Genomic DNA, 21664 nt, shown 5'->3' on the forward strand with positions numbered 1-21664 from the left:
GATGGATTTGATGTCCGGTCGATTATCCCCGCATCAGTCCCGCGATGATCTCAAATGAGCGCAGCCGGCGGGAGAAATCGAACATGTCCGATACGATCATCAATTCATCTGCATGGGTCCGCTCCAGCAGCGCCTCGATACCTGCGCGCACCGTCTCTGGCCCGCCAATGATGGAACAGGCCAGCATCTGCTGCACATGCGCCTTCTCCCGCGGAGACCAATAGGTTTCAATATCAGGAATGGGGGGCTGGGTCAGACGGCGTGCCCCCCGGACCATATGGGTGAAGGACATTTGCTGGGACGTGACCAGGAAGCGGGCCTCCGCATCACTCTCTGCCGCGGCAATATTGACGCCGACGACAGCATGGGGACGTTGCTGCTGCGCCGACGGGCGGAACCGTTCACGATAGATGGCCAGCGCCTGACCCAGGGAGCCAGGGGCGAAGTGGGAGGCAAAGCCGAAAGGCAGTCCCAGCTCAGCGGCCAGTTGTGCCCCGAAAAGGCTGGACCCCAGTATCCAGAGTGGCACCTCTGTGCCAGAGCCCGGCACAGCCTCAATCGGCTGTCCCGGCGTGGCGGGGGCCAGATAGGCCTGAAGCTCCAACACGTCACGGGGGAAATTCTCAGCACTGGCCGGATCGCGACGCAGGGCGCGCAAAGTGTACTGATCCGTTCCGGGCGCGCGGCCCAGGCCCAGATCAATCCGATCAGGAAAGAGAGTAGCCAGCGTCCCGAACTGTTCGGCGATCACATAGGGAGAATGGTTGGGCAGCATGATGCCCCCTGCCCCCACCCGGATATGGCTCGTTCCGGCCGCGATATGCGCGATGATCAGCGACGTGGCCGCCGTCGTCACGGTCGGCATATTGTGATGTTCGGCCACCCACAGGCGCTTATAGCCCCATCGTTCGGCATGCTGCGCCAACGTGCGGGCCTCGTCCATCGCGTCACGGCGGCTCCCGCCCTCCCGCACGCGGCCCAGTTCCAGGATAGAGAAATCAACCACAGCCATGTCTCCGGGGCCACGCATCGGCATGGCCATCAAGGGGATCAATCATTTCCCCCCATATGGGGTATCAGATGGGCATGACGAGGGGGTGGGAAGCGCTTGCCAAGCGGGCATGGTTTGATAAGTAGGATAATATCGATCACCCCAGTCAGCAGCGGAACGCGTCATTGTGGATATAACGATCAACGACGTTGCCGAACGGGCGGGCGTATCCATCCGCACTGTTTCCCGCGTGCTGAACCGGTCCACCAAGGTGAATGCGCTGACGCGCGAGCGCGTGGAAGAGGCGATTGCCGCCCTGGGCTTTCGGCCTAGCGCGCGGGCGCGCGGCCTTGCCACTGGTCGATCCTTCCTGATCGGCATGGTCCATAATGACCAGAATGCCCTGGTGCTGGATGACGTCCAGCGGGGCATGGTGCATGAGGCGACGCGGCGCGGTTATGAGATCGTGATCCACCCGGCACCGACCGGTCCGATGGGACCCATTGAGAATGTGCTGGATTTTGTCGGTCGCTCTCGTGTCGACGGGGTGGTCGTTCTGTCGCCCGTCTCCACCGTTCCCGGATTGCCAGAGGCGCTTTCGGGGGCCGGCGTGCCCGCCATTGCACTGTCGCCAACCCCGCTTCACGGCTTCGCCGGCTTCCTGGTTTCCGATGAACGCATCGGTGCTGCCGATGTCGCCCGGCATCTGGTCGAACTGGGGCATCGCCGCATCGCCCTGGTGTCGGGCCCGTCCAGCGCCCGGTCAGCGCAGGAACGTCGCGCCGGCTTCGTGGCCGCTCTGATGGAGGCGGGATGCGGTCTGGTGGGTGAAGTGGAGGGCGATTACGGTTTCGCCTCCGGCGTGGCGGCCGCTGAACGGTTGCTGTCCCTGGACCCGATGCCCACCGCCATCTTCGCCGCCAATGACATTATGGCGGCCGGCGTGTTGAAGGCTGCTTCGGCGCGTGGCATCTCCGTGCCGCAGTCGCTGTCTGTCGTCGGGTTTGACGGCAGCATGCTGGCCCAGATGCTGACACCCGCCCTGACCACTGTCCATCGTCCCCTGGGTGAGATGGCGCAACTGGCGACAGCCTGGCTGGTCAACATGATTGAGGACCTGCCAACGCAAACCGAAATGCATCGGACTTTGACCCTGGTTCCGGGGGAGTCCTCAGGCCGCGCACCGCGTTGACGCCATCTGACCTCCAACGGGATCGACAGTTGGCCGCAGGCGGCACCGCTTGTGGTGACAAGGGTCCCTGGCTTAAATCACCTGAACCTGAATGACCCACGGCACCCCCTGACCATGGCCCGCACCTCCTCATTGTCTGATCAGCAGCAGCGCAGGCTGTTGCCGGCGGCATTGCTGCAGGCCACGGCAGCCTTGCTGTGGGTACCGCAGGCCTGGCTGCTGGCGGACGCGGTCTTCTGGCTGATCGGCACTTATACACTGCCAGCCCATGCGATGGTTCTGGCCGGAATGTTCGCGATACTGGGTATTCTGCGCTCCTTCCTGGATGCCTGGGGCGGGCGGCTGGCCTTTCGCGCGGCCCGGGCGGAACTGTCGCAGCTACGGGCACAGTCTTTGGCCGCGCTGGGAAACCGCCCGCCACTTGAGCCCACCCTACCCCCATCGGGAGAGGCGGCGGGCCTGTTGGCTGAACAGGCGGAAGCGGTCGTTCCCTATTTGCAACGCTATGTGCCCATCCGCTGGCGGCTGATGCTGGTGCCGGGCGTGATCCTGCCCGTGGTCGCCTGGCATTCCTGGGCGGCGGCCCTGATCCTGCTGGTCGCCGCCCCCTTGATCCCGTTGTTCATGGCGTTGATCGGCATCCGGGCCAAGAAGGCCAGCGAAGATCAGCTGGCGGCAGTGGGTAGCATGAACGGGCTGCTGATGGACCGGCTGCGCGGGCTGTCCACCATCCGCGCCCTGAAGGCAGAGGATCGGGTGGCGGACCGGATCGGCGTCCTGGCCGCCGATGTGAAGCGGCGGACCATGGCGGTCCTTCGTATCGCCTTTCTGTCATCGGCAGTATTAGAGCTGTTTTCGGCGCTGGGCGTGGCGTTGGTGGCTGTCTATGTCGGGTTCAATCTGCTGGGCCAGATCGAATTCGGCAGCTGGGGCAGCAAACTGGGGCTGGCCGAGGGCCTGTTCATCCTGCTGCTGGCGCCAGCCTTTTTCGAGCCGCTGCGCGAACTGTCGTCTGTCTGGCATGACCGGGCCAGTGGTGAAGCGGCGTTGCGGGCCCTTGCCGGCTTGACGGACGGGGTTGCGATGGTGCCGCGACCGGTGGAGGTATCCACGGATGGTTCCGTTCTGTGTCTGACCGACGTGGATTTCGCCTATCCGGGTGCGGGGCCGATAGTGACCGGCCTGAACATGACATTGATACGCGGGGAGAAGGTGGCCCTGTTCGGTCCCAGCGGCGGGGGCAAGTCCACCCTGCTGGCCCTGGCGGCGGGGTTGCTGCAACCGGACAAGGGCAGCGTATCACGCGAGGGGAAGATCGGCTGGATCGGGCACCGGCCCTTCACAATGAACGCGTCGCTGACCGCCAATGTGACGTTGGGCCGGCCAGGACTGCAGACAGCAACCCTGCTGCACCAATTGCTGCCCGGTCATAACCCGGCGCGACGCGTGGGCGAAGGCGGGGTCGGATTGTCGGGGGGTGAGACATTGCGGCTGGCCCTGGCTCGGGCCATCGCCGACCCGGATGCCGCCTTGATCCTTGCCGATGAACCCACCGCCCATCTGGATGCCGATACAGCGGCAGAAGTGATTGAGGCGCTGTTGAAAGCCGCCGAGGGGCGTGCCCTCCTGGTGGCGACCCATGATCCCCGGTTGGCCGCGCGGATGGATCGCGTGGTGGAGGTCGGGACATGAGCGCGCAACTGTTGCTGCTGTTCCGCCTTTTCCGGCAGGCGGCGGGTTGGAAGCTGTGGCTGGGCCTGGGCATTGCCGGTTTGACGGCCCTGGCGGGCGCGGCCTTGTTGGGGCTTTCCGGCTGGTTCATCACGGCCACAGGCATCGCCGGCCTTTCGGTGGGGACAGCCCTGGCATTTGATGTGTTTCGGCCCGGCGCTGGCGTGCGGGCGCTGGCCATCCTGCGCACAGGGGCCCGTTATGGCGAACGGCTGGTGACGCATGACGCCACCTTGTCGGTGATCGCGGGGCTGCGCGCGCGCCTGTTCCGGGCGCTGGCGCGGCCCGGTCTGGGCCGTGCCCTGGCCCAACGGCCTGGGCGACTGCTGTTTCGGATCACCGGCGATCTGGACGCACTGGACACGCTTTATCTGCGGCTGCTGGTGCCGATGGGCGTCCTGATCCTGCTGGCAGCGGCCAGTATGGTGGCATTGACACTGCTCACCGGGTTGGCGGGTCTTCTGCCGGGCCTGTTTCTGCTGCTGACCGGCCTTGTCATGCTGATCCTGGGCGGGCGAAGTGGCATGACGGCGGGGGGACGGCGCGCGTCGGCACTGGAGGCGTTGCGTCTTCGTGTTCTGGATCTGGTCGCGGGCCGCGTGGAATGGCGTATGACCGAGCGTCAGGAACAGATTGCCGGTCTGGTCCTGTCAGCGGAGGAACGACTGGCAAAGGCGGATGACAGGCTTAACCAGTTGGAAAGCCGTCTGACGCTTTGGCAGGGGCTGGCAGGGACGGCCTTGCTGTCCGGCGGCGTCATGCTGTGTGCGGAACTGGTGGAACGGGGCCTGTTTGGCGGGCCGGCAGTGGCGCTGTTCGTCTTGATCCTGCTGGGTATCACGGAACCGCTGGGCGCGCTGCGGCGTGGGGCGGTGGAACTTGGGCGTTCCTTACGGGCGGTACGGCGGGTTGGGGATGCGCTGTCCATGCCGGCCGACACAGTGCAGCCAGCAGCCAAGACCACCGATGTGGTGCTGTCTTCGGTCAGCTTCCGGCATGATGGTGCGCCTTCCCCGCTATTCGATGGGTTCAGCCTGTCCATTCCGGCCGGACAGCATGTGGCCGTGATCGGTGAAAGCGGGGCCGGCAAATCCAGCCTTCTGGCCCTGATTACCAGCGAAGCAACGCCGCAGTCGGGTACAGTCACTGTCCCCGACTGGGCCCTGCTGGGCCAGGATGCGGCCCTGTTTCAGGACAGTGTGCGGGCCAACCTGTTACTGGCCGACCCTGCCGCGGACGATATACGGTTGTGGGACGTGCTGGAACAGGCCGGTTTGGCGCGAGTCGTCCGGGAAATGCCCGGTGGGTTGGACGCCCCACTGGGCGAAGGTGGAACCGGCCTGTCATCAGGACAGCGCCGCCGTCTGGCCCTGGCGCGTTTCCTGTTGCAGGACAAGGCTTTGTGGCTGCTGGACGAAGTTACGGAGGGCATCGACCTTTCTGTCGCAGCCCTGATTTTGACAAAAATCAAAGCATCGGCCGCTGGACGAACTATTCTGCTGGTCACGCATCTGAGGCGTGAGGCGGCCCTGGCCGACCGGATCATCCGGTTGTCCCATGGCCGGGCGGTCATGGATGTGGCGCGCGGCGACCCGGCCTTTGAAGATGCCCTGTCAACCCTGCGCCCCGACTGACCGGCCGGACCAACGCCCCGGAGGATGAAGCCCCGCCATCGGGACGGGGTTCGCGTTCAGGAGGCGCCGGTGGCAGCCGGCGACATGACGCATGGAGTTGGACATTGTCGGGCTGTCACGCCTGCAATTCGCACTGACCGCCCTCTACCATTTTCTGTTCGTGCCCCTGACCCTGGGCCTGTCAATCATCATCGCCATCATGGAGACGGTCTATGTCATGACCGACCGGCCTATCTGGCGGCAGATGACCAAGTTCTGGGGTAGCCTGTTCGGCATCAACTTCGTCCTGGGTGTCGCCACGGGACTGACCATGGAATTCCAGTTCGGCATGAACTGGTCCTATTACAGCCATTATGTCGGCGACATTTTCGGCGCGCCGCTGGCCATTGAGGGCCTGATGGCCTTCTTCCTGGAAGCCACCTTTGTCGGCCTGTTCTTCTTCGGCTGGGACAAGATGGGCAAGGTGCAGCATCTGGCCGCGACCTGGGCCGTCGCCATTGGGTCTAACTTCTCCGCCCTGTGGATCCTGATCGCCAATGGCTGGATGCAGAACCCGGTGGGGGCAGTCTTCAACCCGGCAACCATGCGCATGGAGATTGAGGATTTCTATGCCGTGATTTTCAATCCCGTGGCGCAGGCCAAGTTCGTACATACCGTTTCCGCCGGCTATGTCACGGCGGCAGTGTTCGTGCTGGGTGTCTCGGCCTTCTATCTGCTGAAGGGGCGGCATGTGACGCTGGCCAAGCGCAGCATGGCGGTCGCCTGTTCCTTCGGCCTGCTGTCGTCCTTGTCGGTGGTCGTTCTGGGCGATGAAAGCGGCTATCTGGCGACCGAACATCAGAAGATGAAGCTGGCCGCTATTGAGGGCATGTGGGAGACCGAACCCGCCCCCGCTGCCTTCACCGCCATCGGCTTTCCCAATCAGGAAGCCCGGGAAACGCACCATGTGCTGCAAATCCCCTGGGCGCTGGGCCTGATTTCCACCCGCTCGCTGAACACACAGGTTCCCGGTATCAATGATTTGGTCGCCCACGGCAAGCAGCGCGTGGAGAATGGCATCATCGCTTATGACGCCCTGCAGACCATCCGCGCCGCCAAGGGCGTGGACAAGGTAGCACCAGAGGTGAAAACGGCGTTTGAGAACCACGGTCGCGATCTGGGCTACGCCTATCTCCTGAAACGCTATGTCGATGATCCGCGTCAGGCGACGGCGGACCAGATCGACAAGGCGGCCTGGGATCTGGTGCCGCAGGTCGCACCCCTTTTCTGGTCCTTCCGCATCATGGTGGGGCTGGGCTTCTTCTTCATCGCCCTGATGGCCGCCTTCTTCTGGCAATCCGCCACGGGCCGACTGGGCGAACCGCGCTGGCTGCTGAAAGTGGCCGTGCTGGCCATTCCGCTACCCTGGATCGCAGCGGAATTGGGCTGGGTGGTGGCGGAGTTCGGACGTCAGCCCTGGATCATTGAAGGCGTACTGCCGACAGCCATGGCGGTGTCCAGCTTGTCGGTCACCGACCTGCTGATCACCATCGCCGGCTTCACCCTGTTCTACAGCGTACTGTTCGTGGTGGAGATGGCGCTGATGGTCCGCGCCATCAAGAAGGGGCCGGAGCCGGATGACCATCCCGCCCCCCTGCCCTATACCTCGTTGCAAGCGGCGGAGTGACGATCATGATCCTGCATGAACTTCTGGATTATACGACGCTGCGCCTGATCTGGTGGGTGCTGCTGGGCATATTGCTGATCGGGTTTGCGGCCACGGACGGGTTCGATATGGGCACGGCCATCCTGCTGCCCTTTATCGGCAAGAACGATGTCGAGCGCCGCACCCTCATCAATGCCGTTGGACCGGTGTGGGAAGGCAACCAGGTGTGGTTCATCCTGGGCGGTGGTGCCATCTTCGCCGCTTGGCCGCCGCTTTATGCCGTGTCTTTCTCCGGCTTCTACCTCGCCATGTTTGTCGTGCTGGCGGCCCTGATCCTGCGGCCCGTGGCGTTCAAGTACCGGTCGAAGCGAGACGATGTCCGCTGGCGCACGGCCTGGGACTGGGCGCTGTTCACGGGCGGCTTCGTGCCGGTGTTGATCTTCGGCGTGGCCGTCGGCAATGTGATGCAGGGCGTGCCATTCCGGCTGGATGGCGACCTGCGCGCCTTTTACGAAGGATCGTTCTTCGGCCTGCTGAACCCGTTCGCCCTGCTCTGCGGTCTGCTGTCGGTCGCGATGCTGGTCACACACGGGGCCGCCTGGGTGGCGTTGAAGACCACAGGAACCGTCGCAGAACGGGCGCGGGCCGTGGGGCTGGTGACCGCCCTGTTGACGCCCGCCCTGTTCGCACTGGCGGGTCTGGCGCTCTATCTGTGGGTCGATGGCTATCATATCAGCAGTGCTGTAGTGACCGACGGTCCGTCCAACCCGCTGTTGAAGGAAGTGGCGGCGGCACCGGCGCTGTGGTTCAGCAATTATGCCGCCCACCCATTCCTGCTGATCGCGCCAGCGCTGGGTCTCGCGGGGCCGCTCCTGGTTTGGGCCGGGTTGAAGGCACGCCGGGAGGGATCGACCCTGATCATTTCTGGCCTGTCGCTGTTCGGGATCATCGCCACTGTCGGCGTATCGATGTTCCCCTTCATCCTGCCCAGTTCCATCGACCCGGCCAGCAGCCTGACGGTCTGGGATAGTTCATCCTCGCACCAGACCTTGTTCATCATGCTGGTGGTTACCGGCATTTTCCTGCCCATCGTCTTGGCCTACACGGCCTGGGCCTATCGCATCCTGTGGGGCAAGGTTGACGCGGATGCCATCCGCGCCGGTCAAGGCCACCATTACTAAGGAAATGGAGAGCGCATCATGTGGTATTTCGCCTGGATGCTGGGCCTTCCCCTGGCCGCCGCCTTTGCCGTTCTGAACGCCATGTGGTTCGAAATGCGTGAAGACGCGAAGGAACGGCCGCAGGGGACGTGATCCCGGACCGACAAAGAAAAGGCCGCTTCCGGGCAACCGGGAGCGGCCTTTTTTATCACCAGCATCGCGGCGCTATTCCGCCGGACAGTAGATATCATAGAGCGTGACGATCACCCGCTCGGCCTCCGCACTGGCCAGCGCATAATAGATGGTCTGTGCATCGCGGCGGGCCCGGACCAGACCATCCTTGCGCAGCAGGGCCAGTTGCTGTGACACGGCGGTGTCGCGCATGCCGATCCGCTGAGCCAGATCGCCCACCGACCGCTCACCCTGCAGCAACTGGCACAGGATCATCAGCCGGCTGCGGTTGCCCAGCGACTTCAGCAATTCAACCGCGCGGTCGGCGTTGGCCTGCATCTCTTCCACGTTCATCCCTCCGAGATAAAAGGGAAAGCTTTGGCCGTCAATCAGGCAACCGCGTCCGCGTCCCGCAACACGACATAGATGGCCGGGATGACGAGGACCGTCAGCAAAGTGGACGATGCCAGCCCGAACAGCAGCGACACCGCCAGCCCCTGAAAGATCGGGTCGGTCAGGATGGTCGCGGCACCGATCATGGCCGACAGGGCCGTCAGCAGGATGGGCTTGAACCGCACGGCACCGGCTTCCAGCAACACCTCACGCAGGTTCATGCCCCTTCCCGCCCCATGGCGGATGAAATCCACCAGCAGGATGGAATTGCGCACGATGATGCCGGCCAGCGCGATGAAACCGATCATCGACGTCGCTGTGAAGGCCGCGCCCATGATCCAATGGCCCACCATGATGCCCAGCAACGTCAGCGGAATGGGTGTCAGGATGACCAGCGGCAGTTTGAAGCTGCGGAACTGCGCCACCACCAGCACATAGATGCCCAGGATCGCTACGCCGAACGCCGCCCCCATGTCGCGGAACGTGACCCAGGTGACCTCCCATTCCCCATCCCACAGCAGGGTCGGATGGCTTTCATCGGCCGGCTGTCCGGCCAGCGTCACCAAAGGCTTGGGCAGCTCGCCCCAGTCATGGGCGTCGATGGCGTCGGCCACCGCACCCATGCCATAGATCGGGGCCTCAAACCGCCCGGCCAGTTCCGCTGTCACCATGTCGGTGAAATAGCCGTCGCGGCGGAACAGGACCGGCGATCCCTCCTCCCGCGTCACACGGACCAGTTCGCCCAGTTCCACCACGCGGTTCGATCCCGGAATGGCGTTGGCGGGCACCGGCGTGCTGGACAGACGTGCGGTCCAGGCTCGATCCTCCTTCGGCAGGGCGATGGAGATATCGACGGGATAGCGTTCCGCCCCCCGATGGGAATAACCCACCGGATTGCTGCCCAGGATGGCGCGCAGCGCGTCATAGACCGATGCCTGCTCCACTCCGAAATATTCCACTCGCTCCTGGTCGATGGAAATCCGAAGGCGCGGCTGGGTGGTGCCGATGCTGTCATCGATATCGGTGATGAAGGGGATGGTGGCGAACAGCTTTCGCACCTCCGCCGCCACCGCCCGGCGCGTGGCCGCGTCGGGGCCGTAGATTTCGGCCAACAGGGTCGCCATCACCGGCGGGCCGGGCGGCACCTCCACAACCTTCAGGCTGGTGCCCGCCGGCAAGGTCAGGCCCGCCAGCAGTTTGGTCCGCAGGTCCACCGCAATATCATGGCTGGCGCGGGCGCGCTCCCCCTTGGGTGCCAGATTGATCTGCAGCTCCCCCAGATCGGGGCTGTTGCGCAGGAAGCTGTGCCGTACCAGACCGTTGAAATTGAACGGGGCCGCCGTGCCCGCATAGATCTGGGCCGAGCGCAGTTCCGGCAGGGTGGCCGCAATGTCGGCGGCCTGGAACAGCAACCGCTCCGTGTCCTGCAGACTGGCCCCGCGCGGCAGGTTCAGTTGCACCGACAGTTCGGATTTATTGTCGAAGGGCAGCAGCTTGACCGTCACACTCTTGGTCGCGAACAGGCCCAGCGAGGCCAAGGTCGCCACCCCCACTACGGCCAGGAACCGGCCGGCATTGCGGCGCGACGACAAAAGCGGCACCGCCACCTTCCGGTAAACCCGGCCCAGGGTCCCGCCATCATGCGCACCGTCATGCCCATGCCCTGCATCCGCCCCCTTGCCCGACAGTTTCAGCATCAACCATGGCGCCAGCACCATGGCCGCGAAGAAGCTGAACAGCATGGCGGCGGAGGCATTGACCGGGATGGGCGCCATGTACGGCCCCATCATGCCCGACACGAACAGCATGGGCAGCAGGGCGGCGATCACCGTCAGTGTGGCGACAATGGTGGGGTTGCCGACCTCCGCCACCGCCTCCACCGCACCGGTCAACCGGTCGCGGCCATCCTTCATCGCCCAGTGGCGGGCAATATTCTCCACCACTACGATGGCGTCATCGACCAGGATGCCGATGGCGAAGATCAGTGCGAACAGGCTGACGCGGTTGATGGTGTAGCCCATCAGGTGCGCCGCAAAAAGCGTCATCAGGATGGTCACGGGAATGACCACCAGGGTCACCAGCGCCTCCCGCCGGCCAATGGCAAACCAGATCAGGGCGACGATGGACAGGGTCGCCAGCCCCAGGTGGAACAGCAGTTCATCAGCCTTTTCCGACGCGGTTTCCCCATAATTGCGCGTCACCTCCACCCGCACCCCGTCGGGGATCAGGCGACCGCGCAGACCTTCCACCCGGTCCAGGATGGCATCGGCGACGACCACGGCATTGGCCCCTGCCCGTTTGGCCAGGGCCACCGTGACGGCGGGGCTGCGCATCCAGCCACCCTTGTCATCCTTCACCATGGTCCAGGCGGCCTGATCCACCGGCGCGCTATCCAGGACGACAGTGGCGACATCACGGACATAGATGGGGCGGTTGTCGCGGCTGGTCAGCAGCAGCAGCCCGATATCGGGCACCCCCGATAGGGTCTGGCCCGCCGCCACCGTCAGGCTCTTACCGCCGTCCAGCACACGGCCCGCAACGAAGGACCGGTTGGCCCCGGCGATCTTGGCGGTCAGTTGCTCCAGCGTGATACCGTACAGCGCCAGCTTTTCCGGGTCCGGCTCCACCCGCATTTGCTCCGTCACCCGCCCCGAAAGATAGGTGCCGCCGATATCGGGCACCTTGATCAATTCCGTCCGCAGCTTTTCCGCCAGCTTGCCCAGATCACGGTCATGCCAGTGATGTTCCATGCCGGGTTCCGCCGACAGGGTCAGGGTGACGATGGCGACATCATTGATGCCGCGCCCGATGATAGCGGGTTCGGGAATGCCGACCGGGATTTCTGACAGATGCGCGCGGATCTTTGAATGGACGCGGACGATGGCGTCATCTTCCTTGGTGCCAACCTTGAACCGCGCCGTCACCATGACGCGGTCATCCTCCGTCTGGCTATAGACATGGTCGACACCATTGATGCCCTTGACGATGGCTTCCAGCGGCTTGGTCACCAGTTCCGCCGCATCCGGGGCTTTCAACCCGTCAGCGGAGACCAGGATATCGACCATGGGCACGCTGATCTGCGGCTCCTCCTCACGCGGGATGACCGCAAGCGCGATTAGCCCAGCGATGAGCGAGGCCATCAGGAACAATGGCGTCAGGGGGGAACGGATGGTCGCCCGCGTAAGCAGGCCGGAAATGCCCAGTGTCATGGCCGCACCATGATGTCGCCATTGGAAAGACCGGACAGGATTTCCACCCCGTCCGCCATGTCGGGCAGCGGGCGATTCTGCCCACGCTGCACCGGCACTAGGACGGCTTTGCCGTCGCCCCCGCGCAGATGCGCGTAATCCAGGCCGAAACGGCTGGTCAGGAAGGAGGCGGGCACCACAATGGTGGGCCGGGCACCCGCCGGCACAAGCACGCGCACCCGCTGGCCCACATAGTAATCACCGATGCCGGCCACACGGGCATCGGCCTGCACCCGTCCATCACTGATCTGGGGATAGACCAGGGTGATGGTGCCGCTCCCATCCGCCGCCCCCGGTGCCATATCCTCCCCGTCCAGCCGGACGGGATCGCCTTTTTTCAAGCTGGCGGCATGGCGTTCGGGGACGGACAGGCGCAGGACATAATCGCGTTCGGCAATCATCGCCACCGCCTCCCCCGCCATCACCACGGTGCCCGGCGTGACTGGCACGCTCAACACACGACCGCTGGTGGGGGCCAGCACCTGGCCTTCATTCATCTGCTGGCCGACCACGGCCCGTTCTGCGGTGCGCGCCTTCAGATTGTTGGCGGCAACATTGGCGGCGGTGCGCAATTCATCCAGCCGCTGCTTGGTGACAAAGCCGTTCTTGGACAGTTCCTCAGCCCGTTTCAGATCGCCTTGCGCTTGGTCCACCTGTGCGCGGGCAGCGGCGATCTGCGCATCCAGCCCGCCCTGCTGCAGGGCCAGCTTCTGGTCACCGATGGTGGCGATTACCTGACCCGCCATCACCGCGTCACCTTCCTTCACGGACAGGCCGGTGATGGTGCCCCCGGTGCGCACGCGCGCCGGCACCTTGTTCACGCTTTCCACCGTCGCGAACACGGACTTCTGGTCCGGCAGGCTTTGCACTGAAACGGTGAATTCTCCACTGGCGGCCAGAACGGGACCTGCCAGAAGGGTGGACAACAGCAAGGATGACAGCAGGCGTGCGCGCATTTTTCCCTCCCCTATGGCTGTTCAGCGCCGGTCGATCACGCCGCCGCTGGTCGGGTCCAGCGTGACCGTGGGCAGGCGCCGCGCCATCCAGGCCTGGATACCGCCCGCCATATGTTCATTGTGCGTCAGACCCGCCTGCTGGCACCGCACGACCGCCATGGCCGACCTCTTGCCCGACCCGCAATGGAACACGATCCGCACATTGTCGCCCGTCGGCAGGGCCAGCGGATCGAAGCTGGACAGCGGGAACAGCAGGGCGCCATGGATGCGGGCGGCAGCAAATTCCTGCGGCTCGCGCACATCAATCAGCAGGATGCCATGCTGGGTCAGCAGGTGATGAACTTCTGCTGGGGACAGTTCCTTCGCCATAGCGTGCTTCCTTATTTGCGTATATATTAATATATGAAGATATTGTAACGCACCGGCCCCGTCAACCGATGCCGGCATACGCAGGGGTCAGGTCACTTACGCATGATTTTCATATATTCATATGTTTGAATATATGATTTCATTTTGCATGTATGGCTGTGGTTGTCGTCGTCGGCATCACGCTGGCTGTACCCGGCTGCCACGCCCTCTCAAGAAGTCTGACGGAGAATGAAATGAATATCGATAAAGCGGTGATGTCCTTTGCAGGGGCCATGGTGCTGCTCAGTGTCGCGTTGGCTTGGTTTGTCAGTCAGGCTTGGCTGCTGCTGACGATATTTGTAGGGGCCAACCTTTTGCAGGCCGGCATTACCGGCTTCTGCCCTGCTGCCATCATTCTGCGCAAGCTGGGCTTGCCCAAGGGCTGCGCCTTCTGACCTTCTATGGCATTGGAGCCGACACCCGGATATCCACGCGCCTGCGCGACGTTTCCGTCAATCCATCAAAGGCGGGATCGGCCAGCGGAGCGGGGTTCAGGTGCCAATCCATCCGCACCCTGTCGGACGGCACCCCCAGACTGACCAGCCAAAGCCGTGCCATTTCCGCCCGGCTTTTGGCAAGGGCGGCAGGTTCGGACAAGGTTTGTCCCGACAGGGTCAACGGCTCCGTTTCGGCGTATCCGGTGATGATCACACTGCCACCCGATGCCTTGGCATAAGTGGCGGCATTGACCAGCATCCAGTCGCTTTGCTGATAGACGACGAAGTCGCGCCCGTAATCAAACGGGATGGGGAACAGTTTGTCCGTATAGGGCGGCGGCGGAGCTGGTTCCGGCGCATAAAGCGGCCGGATATTGCGGGGCGGCAGCACGAAACGGCGGCCTGGAAAGCCCTCTGCCGGGATCATGGCGCGGGTGCAGGCCTGTGCCGGCAGGAGCGAGACCCGCACAGGCTCCAGCACGACAGCACCACAGGCATTATCCTGTTTTTCCGCAATGCGCCCTTCCACCAGGACGGCCATGGACCAGTCGGGCTTGGTCGCCGACTGGGTGATGTCGAAACGCCGGCCCGTCTCCCGCTCCTCCGCCAGCCAGCAGCCGGATTTGCGGCCGGCATCGGTGTCGCGATAGACGGGACAGCTTATGAAGCGCACCGCCTCTGCCGCCTGTGAGACACTGTTGAAGGACAAAAGCGCCAGCAGCGCCGTCATCATCCGCCGCATCAGAGCGCCCCCATCAGATTGACCAGATCGCGCTTTTCCTGCTCCGTGTAGCCGATATTGTAGCGCCGGTCGTAATAATCGATCACTGCCCGCAGGTCGGGGGCCGAGCCGCTGGCGAAATAGGGCGCCCTTCCCGTCAGGCCGCGAAGGGTTTGCAAGGTGATCTTGCCCACATCCTCGCACCGGCCCGTGGTCAGGGCATAGCCGGGGTCGTGCGTGTGGATCACGGGTCCATAGTGCGGATGCGCCGGCCCCTTGCAGATGATGCGGAACAAAGGCAGATGCGGCTGCGGGTCGGCAAAGGGCATGGTGGTGGTGCCCAGATCGACCTGACCGGGGGCCACATCCATGCCCATCTGGCTCATGTTATGGCAGAAGACGCAGGAATTACGGACGGGATTGCCAAAGCCAACGGGGGAGTTGATGCCCGCACTGTCGGTGATCAGGAACATCTTTTCCCGGAACACCCGCGCCCCACGGGCAACAGATTCCCGCCATGCACGCTGCTCCGGCGTTATGGCGGCGTCGGCGGGGATATTCTCCCATGCCGCGAACTCGCTGAACACGGCGGCACCCTGGCTGCCCAGGCGGCCCGGTTGCGACGTGGCCAATGTCTCCGGCCCGCCACGCGCGCCCATCGCGTCGAGATCACCGCCCACGCTGTCGCGCTGCCGCGCCACGAAGATGCGATCCTCGAAATCGCGGATACGCTTGATATCGTCGGGCGTCAACGCGTCGAAGCCCATATGGGAATGGGCCGCATCGCGCATCTGCGCTTCCAGGGAAAGAACACGGCGGTCGGCCATCAGATTGCCGCTAACCATCTTCCCGGTTTCGGGATCGATGGGCAGTGGCTTGCCGACCTTCGGGTCGATCGCGAAGCCCATGGCCAGGATATATTTGAAATTCGCCACCGGACGGGGCCGGCGGAAGACGGAGACCTGCGGATTGGGCGATGACAGACCCCAAACCTTGGACGCGTTGCACCCGGTCGGGTCGCGCACGACCTCCAGTGTGAAGTCGGGCTCGATCTTCTGTCCATCATGATCGACGGGCGGCCAGGGCCGGGCGATGCGGAACAGGCCGTGTTCCAGCAGCAGGGAATGCGACGCGCGCTCCCCCTGCGCCAGATCGGGGCAGTTGGCCCCGTCGATGGCCGCGAACAGCGGGTCCTTGCCCGCCGTTTCCTGCCACCTTATGCGGGCGGTTTCAGCCGACAGGCTCATCCCATCCGACGGCTGGTGGCAGGTGACACAGGCGCGGCCATATTTGCCCTTGGCCTCAAAAAAGGGATGGCCCTTCGTTTCCATCGGCCCGCCATCCAGCAGCAGGCGCGTGACACCGTGCGCGTCGGCATCGTCATACTGGGCCGGGAACGGCGTACCGTCACCCGGCGACCACCATGTCGCCCCCGCCGGCAGCGTGAAGGCTGCCAACAGGGCCAGGGCGGAAACGAAGGATCGCATCCCCTTCCCCCGCCTTAAAACCGATAGGTCAGACGGCCGCCATATTGACGGCGGGCACCATAGATGATGCCGCCATCAGCGGATGACGAGTTTTGGAGCTGACTGGCAATATAGGTCTCGTCAAACAGGTTGGTGACGAACAGTTCCAGGCGCAGCGCATCCGTGGGATCGACGGACAAACGGGCATCGACCACGTCCCTGGCCGGCAGGGTGGTGACAAGGCTGGGGAACGGGGTCGCGTAGCTCTTGCCCACATGGCTCCATTGCAGGCGCGGGGTGATGGCCGTTTCGCCCGCCATGATCTCATACTGCACCCCGGCATTGATGGTCCATTCGGGGGAGAAGGGTAGCGTGCTGCCCTTTTTCACCAGCTCGTTGCGGTTGGCGACGGTGTTTTGCAACGTCGTGTCCTTGGCGAATTCGGCATCCAGATAGCCCAGGCCGGCATTGAAGCCGAGCGCACCGAACCGGCCTTCCAACTCCAACTCACCGCCCATCGACTGGCCGGCGGCGGCGTTCTGGGTCAGCGGCAGGCCGTTGGCCAGACTGGCCAACTGCATGTCCTTATAATCGGAATAGAACAGCGAGCCGTTCAGGCGCAGGCGGCGGTCCAGGAAGGTGGTCTTCCACCCCGCCTCATACACGAGATTGGTTTCCGGCCCGAAGGCGGGGCTGGCCGCCGGCAGATTGCCGCCACCGGCCTTGTACCCGCGCGACAGGCTGGCATAGAGCATCGTGTCGTCGGTGGCGTGGTAGTTCGCCCCCACCTTGCCCGTCAGCTTGGTGGAGCTGAGCTTGCTGATGCCGGTACCGCCGGCGGAAGCGATGCGGTTATAGGTCTGGCCGTCCCAGGAATGGCGGGCACCGACGATGAGTTCCCACTGCTCCGTCGCGAAATAATTCGCCTGACCGAAAACCGACTGCGATTTGTTCGTCACCTTGGAGATGATGGTGGAGGTGGAGGAAACGAAGTTCACGGTGTTGTTGTTGTCGCGCAGGACGGTGATGGGAATATCCTCATCCATCCGAAATGCCCCGACGACCCAGGTCAGCGGCCCATCGCCCGTGGATAGCAGGTTCACCTCGTTGATCAGTGTCTCGATGGTCGTATCGGTGTAGCCGACACGACCGACATTGGCCGCCGGCGGACGCGGGCGGGCCGTGGCGGTACGATCACCATCGGTCTGGTCCGTGGTGCTGCCATCCTGCCAGGAGGTGAGTGCGCGCAGATCGACACTGTCGGACAGGGCAAGTTTCAGTTCGCCGGACAGACGATAACCTTCCTGCTTCAGATAGGAGATGGCGTCTTCCTGGATGATATAGGGGTTGGTGCTGACGGTATCGTTGCGGCGCTTGACGGCGTTGTTGTCACTGTCGCTGTTGAAATACTCCCCGCGCAGGTTGATGCGCAGGGTTTCCGCGTCGTTGCGCAGCGCGATGTTGAGGCGGGCACCCTCCAAATCGATATTGCCGGGATCGCTGGGACTGGGGCCGATATTCTTGGAGAAGCTGTCGCGCTTGTCGCGGACGGCGGCGACGCGCACGGCGACATTGTCGCCCATCCCGACATTCAAAGCACCCGTGGTGCGATACCAGTCATAGGAGGCGATGGTCTGATCGACAAAGCCCTTCACCACGCCGAATTCCGGGTCCGGCGTGCGCACATAAATGGCGCCACCCGTGGAGTTCTGGCCCGTCAGGGTGCCCTGCGGCCCGCGCAGAACCTCCAGCGAGCCGATGTCGTAGAAGGACTGGCTGATGAACTGTTCATGCGGGATCAACTGTCCGTCGATATAATAAGCGACGCCGGGGCTGGAACTGGGTGCCGTCTGCGCGATACCGACGCCGCGGATATTCACATAGGTGGAACGGTTCACCTGATTGATGGCGATGGAGGGGGAAACCTGCTGGATATCGGCCAGGTTGGCCACGCCCTTGCGGACGATATCCTCACCCGACAGGACAGTCGCGCTGATTGGCACATCCTGCAGGCTCTGCGTCCGGCGCTCGGCCGTCACCACGATCTCTTCCAGCACAGGCGTGCTGTCGGCCTGGGCCAGGGCTGCCGGTGCAATGGCACTGCTGGCCAACAAAAGGGTAAGCAGACGCGCCGCCGGGCGCGATGCCAGCATCTTCATGGGTTTCTCCCTCGGGACGGCCCGCCCTTTAGGGGACAGGCTCTTAATTCGTTGATATTTTCAACGATACGTCACGATAAATCGTAATTCAACATAACAATATACGGGCCGCGAAATTTCTGCGGCACGGTGCCTGCGGACGCGCACATCCAGCCCCGCCAGTTGGTAATGAGGCGGGACAAATATCAATTGTTTCAATGTGATAGAATTACACCTTGAAACAACTCTGATAAATCCGGTCCAGCAGGCCCAGCAACAGGGTCCGCTCCCCGTCCGACAGGTGAGCCATCACATCCCGTTCCGTTTCTTCCAGATTGGCGAAAAGCTGTGCCAGCGCCTGTTGGCCCTTCTCCGTGACCACCAATTCATAGAAGCGACGGTCGTTGGGTGAACGCCGACGTTCGGCCCAGCCGCGCCCCTCCAGATCATCGACAATCTGTACCGTCGCCGACTTGTCCAGTCCCACCTCCCGCGACAAGACATTCTGGGAAATTCCTGGATTTGCGGCGATGATGGCCAACGAGCTGAACAGACCGGAACGCAGGTTCCAGTCGGCATTACGGGCGGAGAAATTGCGTGACAGATGGTTCTGGATACGGCGTAGCCGGAAGCCGATGAAATCCCCCAGCCGCCCCAGATCCACCTCGGGCGGATCACCCGCATCATTCTTGTCGTTCGCCATGATCTTCGTCGGAAAGGGGGCCGGGATTGGTTCAAAACCTTGATAGCGGATGCGGGCTGCCCTGTCCGCAAATTCCGTTCTCCAAGATCGCATTCGGGAATTTAGATAGTTGTAAATATCAACCGTCTATGTTATGAACAATAACGAAAGGCGAAGGTGCCTTCAGACGGGGCAAAGAACCCCGCCCGAATATCCAGGGAGGATGAAAATGTTCCAGAAGTGGACGCCTCGCGGCGCCGCGCCCGTTGCGCTGGCCATCGGTCTCTACGCAATTCCCGCTATGGCGCAGGCCCAGCAGGCCGCAGCGCCCATCGTGCTGGAGGAGATCATCGTGACGGCGGAACGCCGGTCCACGAACCTTCAGGACACGCCCATCGCCATCACGGCCCTGACAGCGGAAGATCTGCGCGAAAAGGGCGTCGTCGATCTGAAGGGTGTGGCCGACGCCACCCCGAACTTCCAGATGACCACCTCTGGCAACGGTTCCGGCGGCAGCAACTTCGCACAATTGTTCATCCGCGGCGTGGGCCAGCCCGACTTCATCATCACCAAGGACCCGGCGGTCGGCATCTATATCGACGGCGTCTATCTGGCGCGCGCGCCCGGTGCCGTGCTGGAACTGCTGGATATCGAGCGGGTGGAAGTGCTGCGTGGCCCACAGGGAACGCTGTTCGGCAAGAATACGTCGGGCGGTGCGCTGAATATCAGCACCAAAGCCCCGAGTGATGAGTTTGGCGGCGTGGCCGAACTGCGCGTCGGCAATTACGGCCGCATGGATGTCGGTGGTTCCGTCAATGTGCCGCTGGTCGAGGATAGGCTGGCGCTGCGCGTCAGCGCCCTGTCGCGCGATCAGGACGGATATTACAAGCGGCTTCTGCCTTCCGCCGACGGGACCAAGCGCAACGGCAACGACGTGAATGTCCGCAGCGGCCGCGCCACCCTGGCCTGGACGCCCACCGATACGCTGCAGGTGACGCTGTCGGGCGACGTAACGCGGGAACGGCAAGCAGCGACCGATTACCAGGCTGTCGGCATTTTCAATACTGCCGCAGCAGCCCCGAATATCGAGCTGTATAACCGCGTCGTGCTGGCCCCGCAGGGTCTGACCTACGACAACCGCTGGGTGGCACCCAAGCCCTGGACGACCTATTCCACCTCCACCAGCTACGCCAATTCCGATGTCTGGGGCGTGTCCGGCGTGGTAGATTGGGACCCTGGCGTGATCGGCGTAAAGTCCATCACCGCCTATCGTGACCTGGATGTGCGCAGCAAAGCAGACGCCGACGGCACCCCCGCCGATATCGTCGCCTCGGCCGGCATCTCTGTGCAGCAGCACCAGTTCAGCCAGGAATTCCAGTTCAGCGGCGATGCCTTCGACGACCGTCTGAACTGGCTGGTCGGCCTCTGGTACTTTGAGGAAAAGGCTCAGGATACGCAGTCCTCGCGTCAGTTGGTGGGTCTGGTGGAGGCGCTGCGCGCGGCCCCCAACCGCTCCATCTCCCCACCGGGCGTCGCCGCCGCCACCTGCCCCGCCAACGGGACCGGCCCGGCCAGTTGCCTGGGCGGTGCCAATAACGCCAATAACCTGCGCTATGACCAGATGCGTCTGGGCAACCGCTGGCTGGACGGTTCGTCCTATGCCGCCTTCGCCCATGCCGGATATAAGGTCACGGATGCGTTCAGCCTGACGGCCGGGGCCCGTATCAGCAAGGAGAAGAAGGACTTCCGCTATTACGAGGTCCGGCCTTTGCAGAACAATCTGGTCAGCTTCAACAATGTCACCGCTGGCGATACCTGGGACGTGTTCACGCCCAAGCTGGGTGCCGAATATAAGTTCGACAGCAACATGATGGCCTATGTCTCCTGGTCCAAGGGGTTCAAGGCCGGTGGCGTCAATGGTCGCCCGACCCGCGCCGACCTGTTCAACACCTTCGACCCAGAAAAGCTGACAGCCTATGAGGCGGGCTTCAAGGGTGACTTCTTCGACCGCCGCCTGCGCCTGAACCTCGCTGCGTATTTCAGTGAGTACAATGACATCCAGATCACCCGCAACACCACGGACAGCACGGGCGCCTTCATCCGCCTGGAAACCAATGGCGGCGATGGCGAGATCAAGGGACTGGAAGCCGAAGCGACGGCGCTGCTGGCCGAGGGGCTGACCTTGCAGGCGGGACTGGGCTACACCGACTTCAAGTTCACCAAGCTGCTTCCGCAGCAGGCCACGGCGGGCACGGTACTGCTGGGCCTTAAGAACGAACTGCCCTTCGTGCCGAAATTCACCGGCAATCTGGGCCTGACCTATGAGGTTCCGGTTTCGGCAGAGGGCGCGGCGGTGCGTCTGCGTGGCGACTGGCGCCATTCCAGCAGCTATTTCATTGATATCGACAACACCGCCGCCGTAGCCCAGGACGCCTATGACGTGTTCGATGGGCGCATCACCTTCGTTCCTGCCCAAGGCGGTTGGGAACTGTTCGTGGCGATGAGCAACATCGGGAATAAAGCCGTCATCGCTAATGGTGTCGCCTCCCCCGCCAATGGCAACCAGATGGTGACCTACAAGCCGCCACGCATGACCTATGGCGGTATCCGGGTGACGTTCTGATGCGAATACAGCCCTTCCAAGTGCCTCTCCTGCGTCATCCCGGCGAAAGCCGGGACCCAGGGGCCACA

The 21664-nt window shown here is 63.3% G+C and carries 17 protein-coding genes; 8 read left to right on the forward strand and 9 right to left on the reverse strand.

Translation table 11 applies throughout. From position 1 onward, the window contains the following. Positions 1-22 precede the first annotated feature (22 nt). The gene (locus ABC729_RS08600) at positions 23-1012 is read right to left on the reverse strand and encodes an LLM class flavin-dependent oxidoreductase (protein ID WP_495607209.1); all 990 of its coding nucleotides are present in this window, start codon (positions 1010-1012) and stop codon (positions 23-25) included. A 166-nt stretch (positions 1013-1178) separates the two neighbouring features. Between ABC729_RS08600 and ABC729_RS08605 the strand changes: the two genes are divergently transcribed. The 6 genes from ABC729_RS08605 to cydX all read left to right on the forward strand — a co-directional run bounded on the left by ABC729_RS08605 (position 1179) and on the right by cydX (position 8506). Then, on the forward strand, positions 1179-2183 hold the full coding sequence (locus ABC729_RS08605) for a LacI family DNA-binding transcriptional regulator (RefSeq protein ID WP_495607210.1): 1005 nt from the start codon (positions 1179-1181) through the stop codon (positions 2181-2183). 114 nt (positions 2184-2297) lie between these two features. After that, positions 2298-3875 carry a thiol reductant ABC exporter subunit CydD gene (gene cydD, locus ABC729_RS08610; protein WP_495607211.1) on the forward strand — a complete coding sequence of 526 codons (1578 nt, stop codon included), beginning with the start codon at positions 2298-2300 and terminating at the stop codon, positions 3873-3875. Then, positions 3872-5548: an amino acid ABC transporter ATP-binding/permease protein gene (locus ABC729_RS08615; RefSeq protein WP_495607212.1), complete on the forward strand. Its 1677-nt coding sequence runs from the start codon at positions 3872-3874 to the stop codon at positions 5546-5548. The genes cydD and ABC729_RS08615 overlap by 4 nt, the downstream gene beginning before the upstream one ends. A 91-nt stretch (positions 5549-5639) precedes the next feature. Next, on the forward strand, positions 5640-7214 hold the full coding sequence (locus tag ABC729_RS08620; RefSeq protein ID WP_495607213.1) for a cytochrome ubiquinol oxidase subunit I: 1575 nt from the start codon (positions 5640-5642) through the stop codon (positions 7212-7214). 5 nt (positions 7215-7219) lie between these two features. Then, positions 7220-8374, forward strand: a complete 1155-nt coding sequence (gene cydB, locus ABC729_RS08625; RefSeq protein WP_495607214.1) for a cytochrome d ubiquinol oxidase subunit II — start codon at positions 7220-7222, stop codon at positions 8372-8374. A gap of 18 nt (positions 8375-8392) precedes the next feature. Further along, entirely contained in the window at positions 8393-8506 is a 114-nt protein-coding gene (cydX, locus tag ABC729_RS08630) for a cytochrome bd-I oxidase subunit CydX (RefSeq protein WP_495607215.1), read from the forward strand. Positions 8507-8578: 72 nt separating this feature from the next. On the opposite strand, the gene ABC729_RS08635 is transcribed toward cydX, so the two are convergent. From ABC729_RS08635 to ABC729_RS08650, 4 genes are read right to left on the reverse strand one after another with little or no spacing between them, the layout of a single operon-like run. Continuing rightward, on the reverse strand, positions 8579-8878 hold the full coding sequence (locus tag ABC729_RS08635; protein WP_495607216.1) for an ArsR/SmtB family transcription factor: 300 nt from the start codon (positions 8876-8878) through the stop codon (positions 8579-8581). A gap of 35 nt (positions 8879-8913) precedes the next feature. Next, on the reverse strand, positions 8914-12126 hold the full coding sequence (locus ABC729_RS08640; protein WP_495607217.1) for an efflux RND transporter permease subunit: 3213 nt from the start codon (positions 12124-12126) through the stop codon (positions 8914-8916). Further along, positions 12123-13121, reverse strand: coding sequence for an efflux RND transporter periplasmic adaptor subunit (locus ABC729_RS08645; protein WP_495607218.1), 999 nt, complete (start codon positions 13119-13121; stop codon positions 12123-12125). The genes ABC729_RS08640 and ABC729_RS08645 overlap by 4 nt, the downstream gene beginning before the upstream one ends. A gap of 21 nt (positions 13122-13142) precedes the next feature. Beyond that, positions 13143-13490, reverse strand: a complete 348-nt coding sequence (locus ABC729_RS08650) for a rhodanese-like domain-containing protein (protein ID WP_495607219.1) — start codon at positions 13488-13490, stop codon at positions 13143-13145. A 233-nt stretch (positions 13491-13723) separates the two neighbouring features. On the opposite strand from ABC729_RS08650, the gene ABC729_RS08655 reads away from it, so the two are divergent. Next, the gene (locus ABC729_RS08655) at positions 13724-13924 is read left to right on the forward strand and encodes a YgaP family membrane protein (RefSeq protein WP_495607220.1); all 201 of its coding nucleotides are present in this window, start codon (positions 13724-13726) and stop codon (positions 13922-13924) included. Between the two features lie 4 nt (positions 13925-13928). Here the strand turns inward: ABC729_RS08655 and ABC729_RS08660 are convergent, their stop codons facing one another. From ABC729_RS08660 to ABC729_RS08675, 4 genes are all read right to left on the reverse strand, one after another. Next, complete coding sequence (locus ABC729_RS08660; protein ID WP_495607221.1) at positions 13929-14708, reverse strand: OmpA family protein; 780 nt, start codon at positions 14706-14708, stop codon at positions 13929-13931. Next, positions 14708-16174, reverse strand: coding sequence for a hypothetical protein (locus ABC729_RS08665; RefSeq protein WP_495607222.1), 1467 nt, complete (start codon positions 16172-16174; stop codon positions 14708-14710). The genes ABC729_RS08660 and ABC729_RS08665 overlap by 1 nt, the downstream gene beginning before the upstream one ends. A 14-nt stretch (positions 16175-16188) precedes the next feature. Continuing rightward, on the reverse strand, positions 16189-18312 hold the full coding sequence (locus tag ABC729_RS08670) for a TonB-dependent receptor (RefSeq protein WP_495607223.1): 2124 nt from the start codon (positions 18310-18312) through the stop codon (positions 16189-16191). 208 nt (positions 18313-18520) lie between these two features. Continuing rightward, positions 18521-18994, reverse strand: coding sequence for a MarR family winged helix-turn-helix transcriptional regulator (locus tag ABC729_RS08675; protein WP_495607224.1), 474 nt, complete (start codon positions 18992-18994; stop codon positions 18521-18523). 208 nt (positions 18995-19202) lie between these two features. Here ABC729_RS08675 and ABC729_RS08680 point away from each other — a divergent pair, with 208 nt between their 5' ends. After that, complete coding sequence (locus ABC729_RS08680; RefSeq protein WP_495607225.1) at positions 19203-21596, forward strand: TonB-dependent receptor; 2394 nt, start codon at positions 19203-19205, stop codon at positions 21594-21596. The last annotated feature ends 68 nt before the right edge of the window (positions 21597-21664 follow it).

Source organism: Niveispirillum sp. CC-CTL257 (assembly GCF_059489915.1).

Coding starts and splice junctions, on each gene's coding strand:
- ABC729_RS08675 (WP_495607224.1), bottom strand. CDS start 18,994: ATGGCGAACGACAAGAATGATGCGGGTGATCCGCCCGAGGTGGATCTG.
- ABC729_RS08665 (WP_495607222.1), bottom strand. CDS start 16,174: ATGCGATCCTTCGTTTCCGCCCTGGCCCTGTTGGCAGCCTTCACGCTG.
- ABC729_RS08635 (WP_495607216.1), bottom strand. CDS start 8,878: ATGAACGTGGAAGAGATGCAGGCCAACGCCGACCGCGCGGTTGAATTG.
- ABC729_RS08655 (WP_495607220.1), top strand. CDS start 13,724: ATGAATATCGATAAAGCGGTGATGTCCTTTGCAGGGGCCATGGTGCTG.
- cydD (WP_495607211.1), top strand. CDS start 2,298: ATGGCCCGCACCTCCTCATTGTCTGATCAGCAGCAGCGCAGGCTGTTG.
- cydB (WP_495607214.1), top strand. CDS start 7,220: ATGATCCTGCATGAACTTCTGGATTATACGACGCTGCGCCTGATCTGG.
- ABC729_RS08670 (WP_495607223.1), bottom strand. CDS start 18,312: ATGAAGATGCTGGCATCGCGCCCGGCGGCGCGTCTGCTTACCCTTTTG.
- ABC729_RS08600 (WP_495607209.1), bottom strand. CDS start 1,012: ATGGCTGTGGTTGATTTCTCTATCCTGGAACTGGGCCGCGTGCGGGAG.
- ABC729_RS08645 (WP_495607218.1), bottom strand. CDS start 13,121: ATGCGCGCACGCCTGCTGTCATCCTTGCTGTTGTCCACCCTTCTGGCA.
- ABC729_RS08640 (WP_495607217.1), bottom strand. CDS start 12,126: ATGACACTGGGCATTTCCGGCCTGCTTACGCGGGCGACCATCCGTTCC.
- ABC729_RS08620 (WP_495607213.1), top strand. CDS start 5,640: ATGGAGTTGGACATTGTCGGGCTGTCACGCCTGCAATTCGCACTGACC.
- ABC729_RS08680 (WP_495607225.1), top strand. CDS start 19,203: ATGTTCCAGAAGTGGACGCCTCGCGGCGCCGCGCCCGTTGCGCTGGCC.
- ABC729_RS08615 (WP_495607212.1), top strand. CDS start 3,872: ATGAGCGCGCAACTGTTGCTGCTGTTCCGCCTTTTCCGGCAGGCGGCG.
- ABC729_RS08650 (WP_495607219.1), bottom strand. CDS start 13,490: ATGGCGAAGGAACTGTCCCCAGCAGAAGTTCATCACCTGCTGACCCAG.
- cydX (WP_495607215.1), top strand. CDS start 8,393: ATGTGGTATTTCGCCTGGATGCTGGGCCTTCCCCTGGCCGCCGCCTTT.
- ABC729_RS08660 (WP_495607221.1), bottom strand. CDS start 14,708: ATGCGGCGGATGATGACGGCGCTGCTGGCGCTTTTGTCCTTCAACAGT.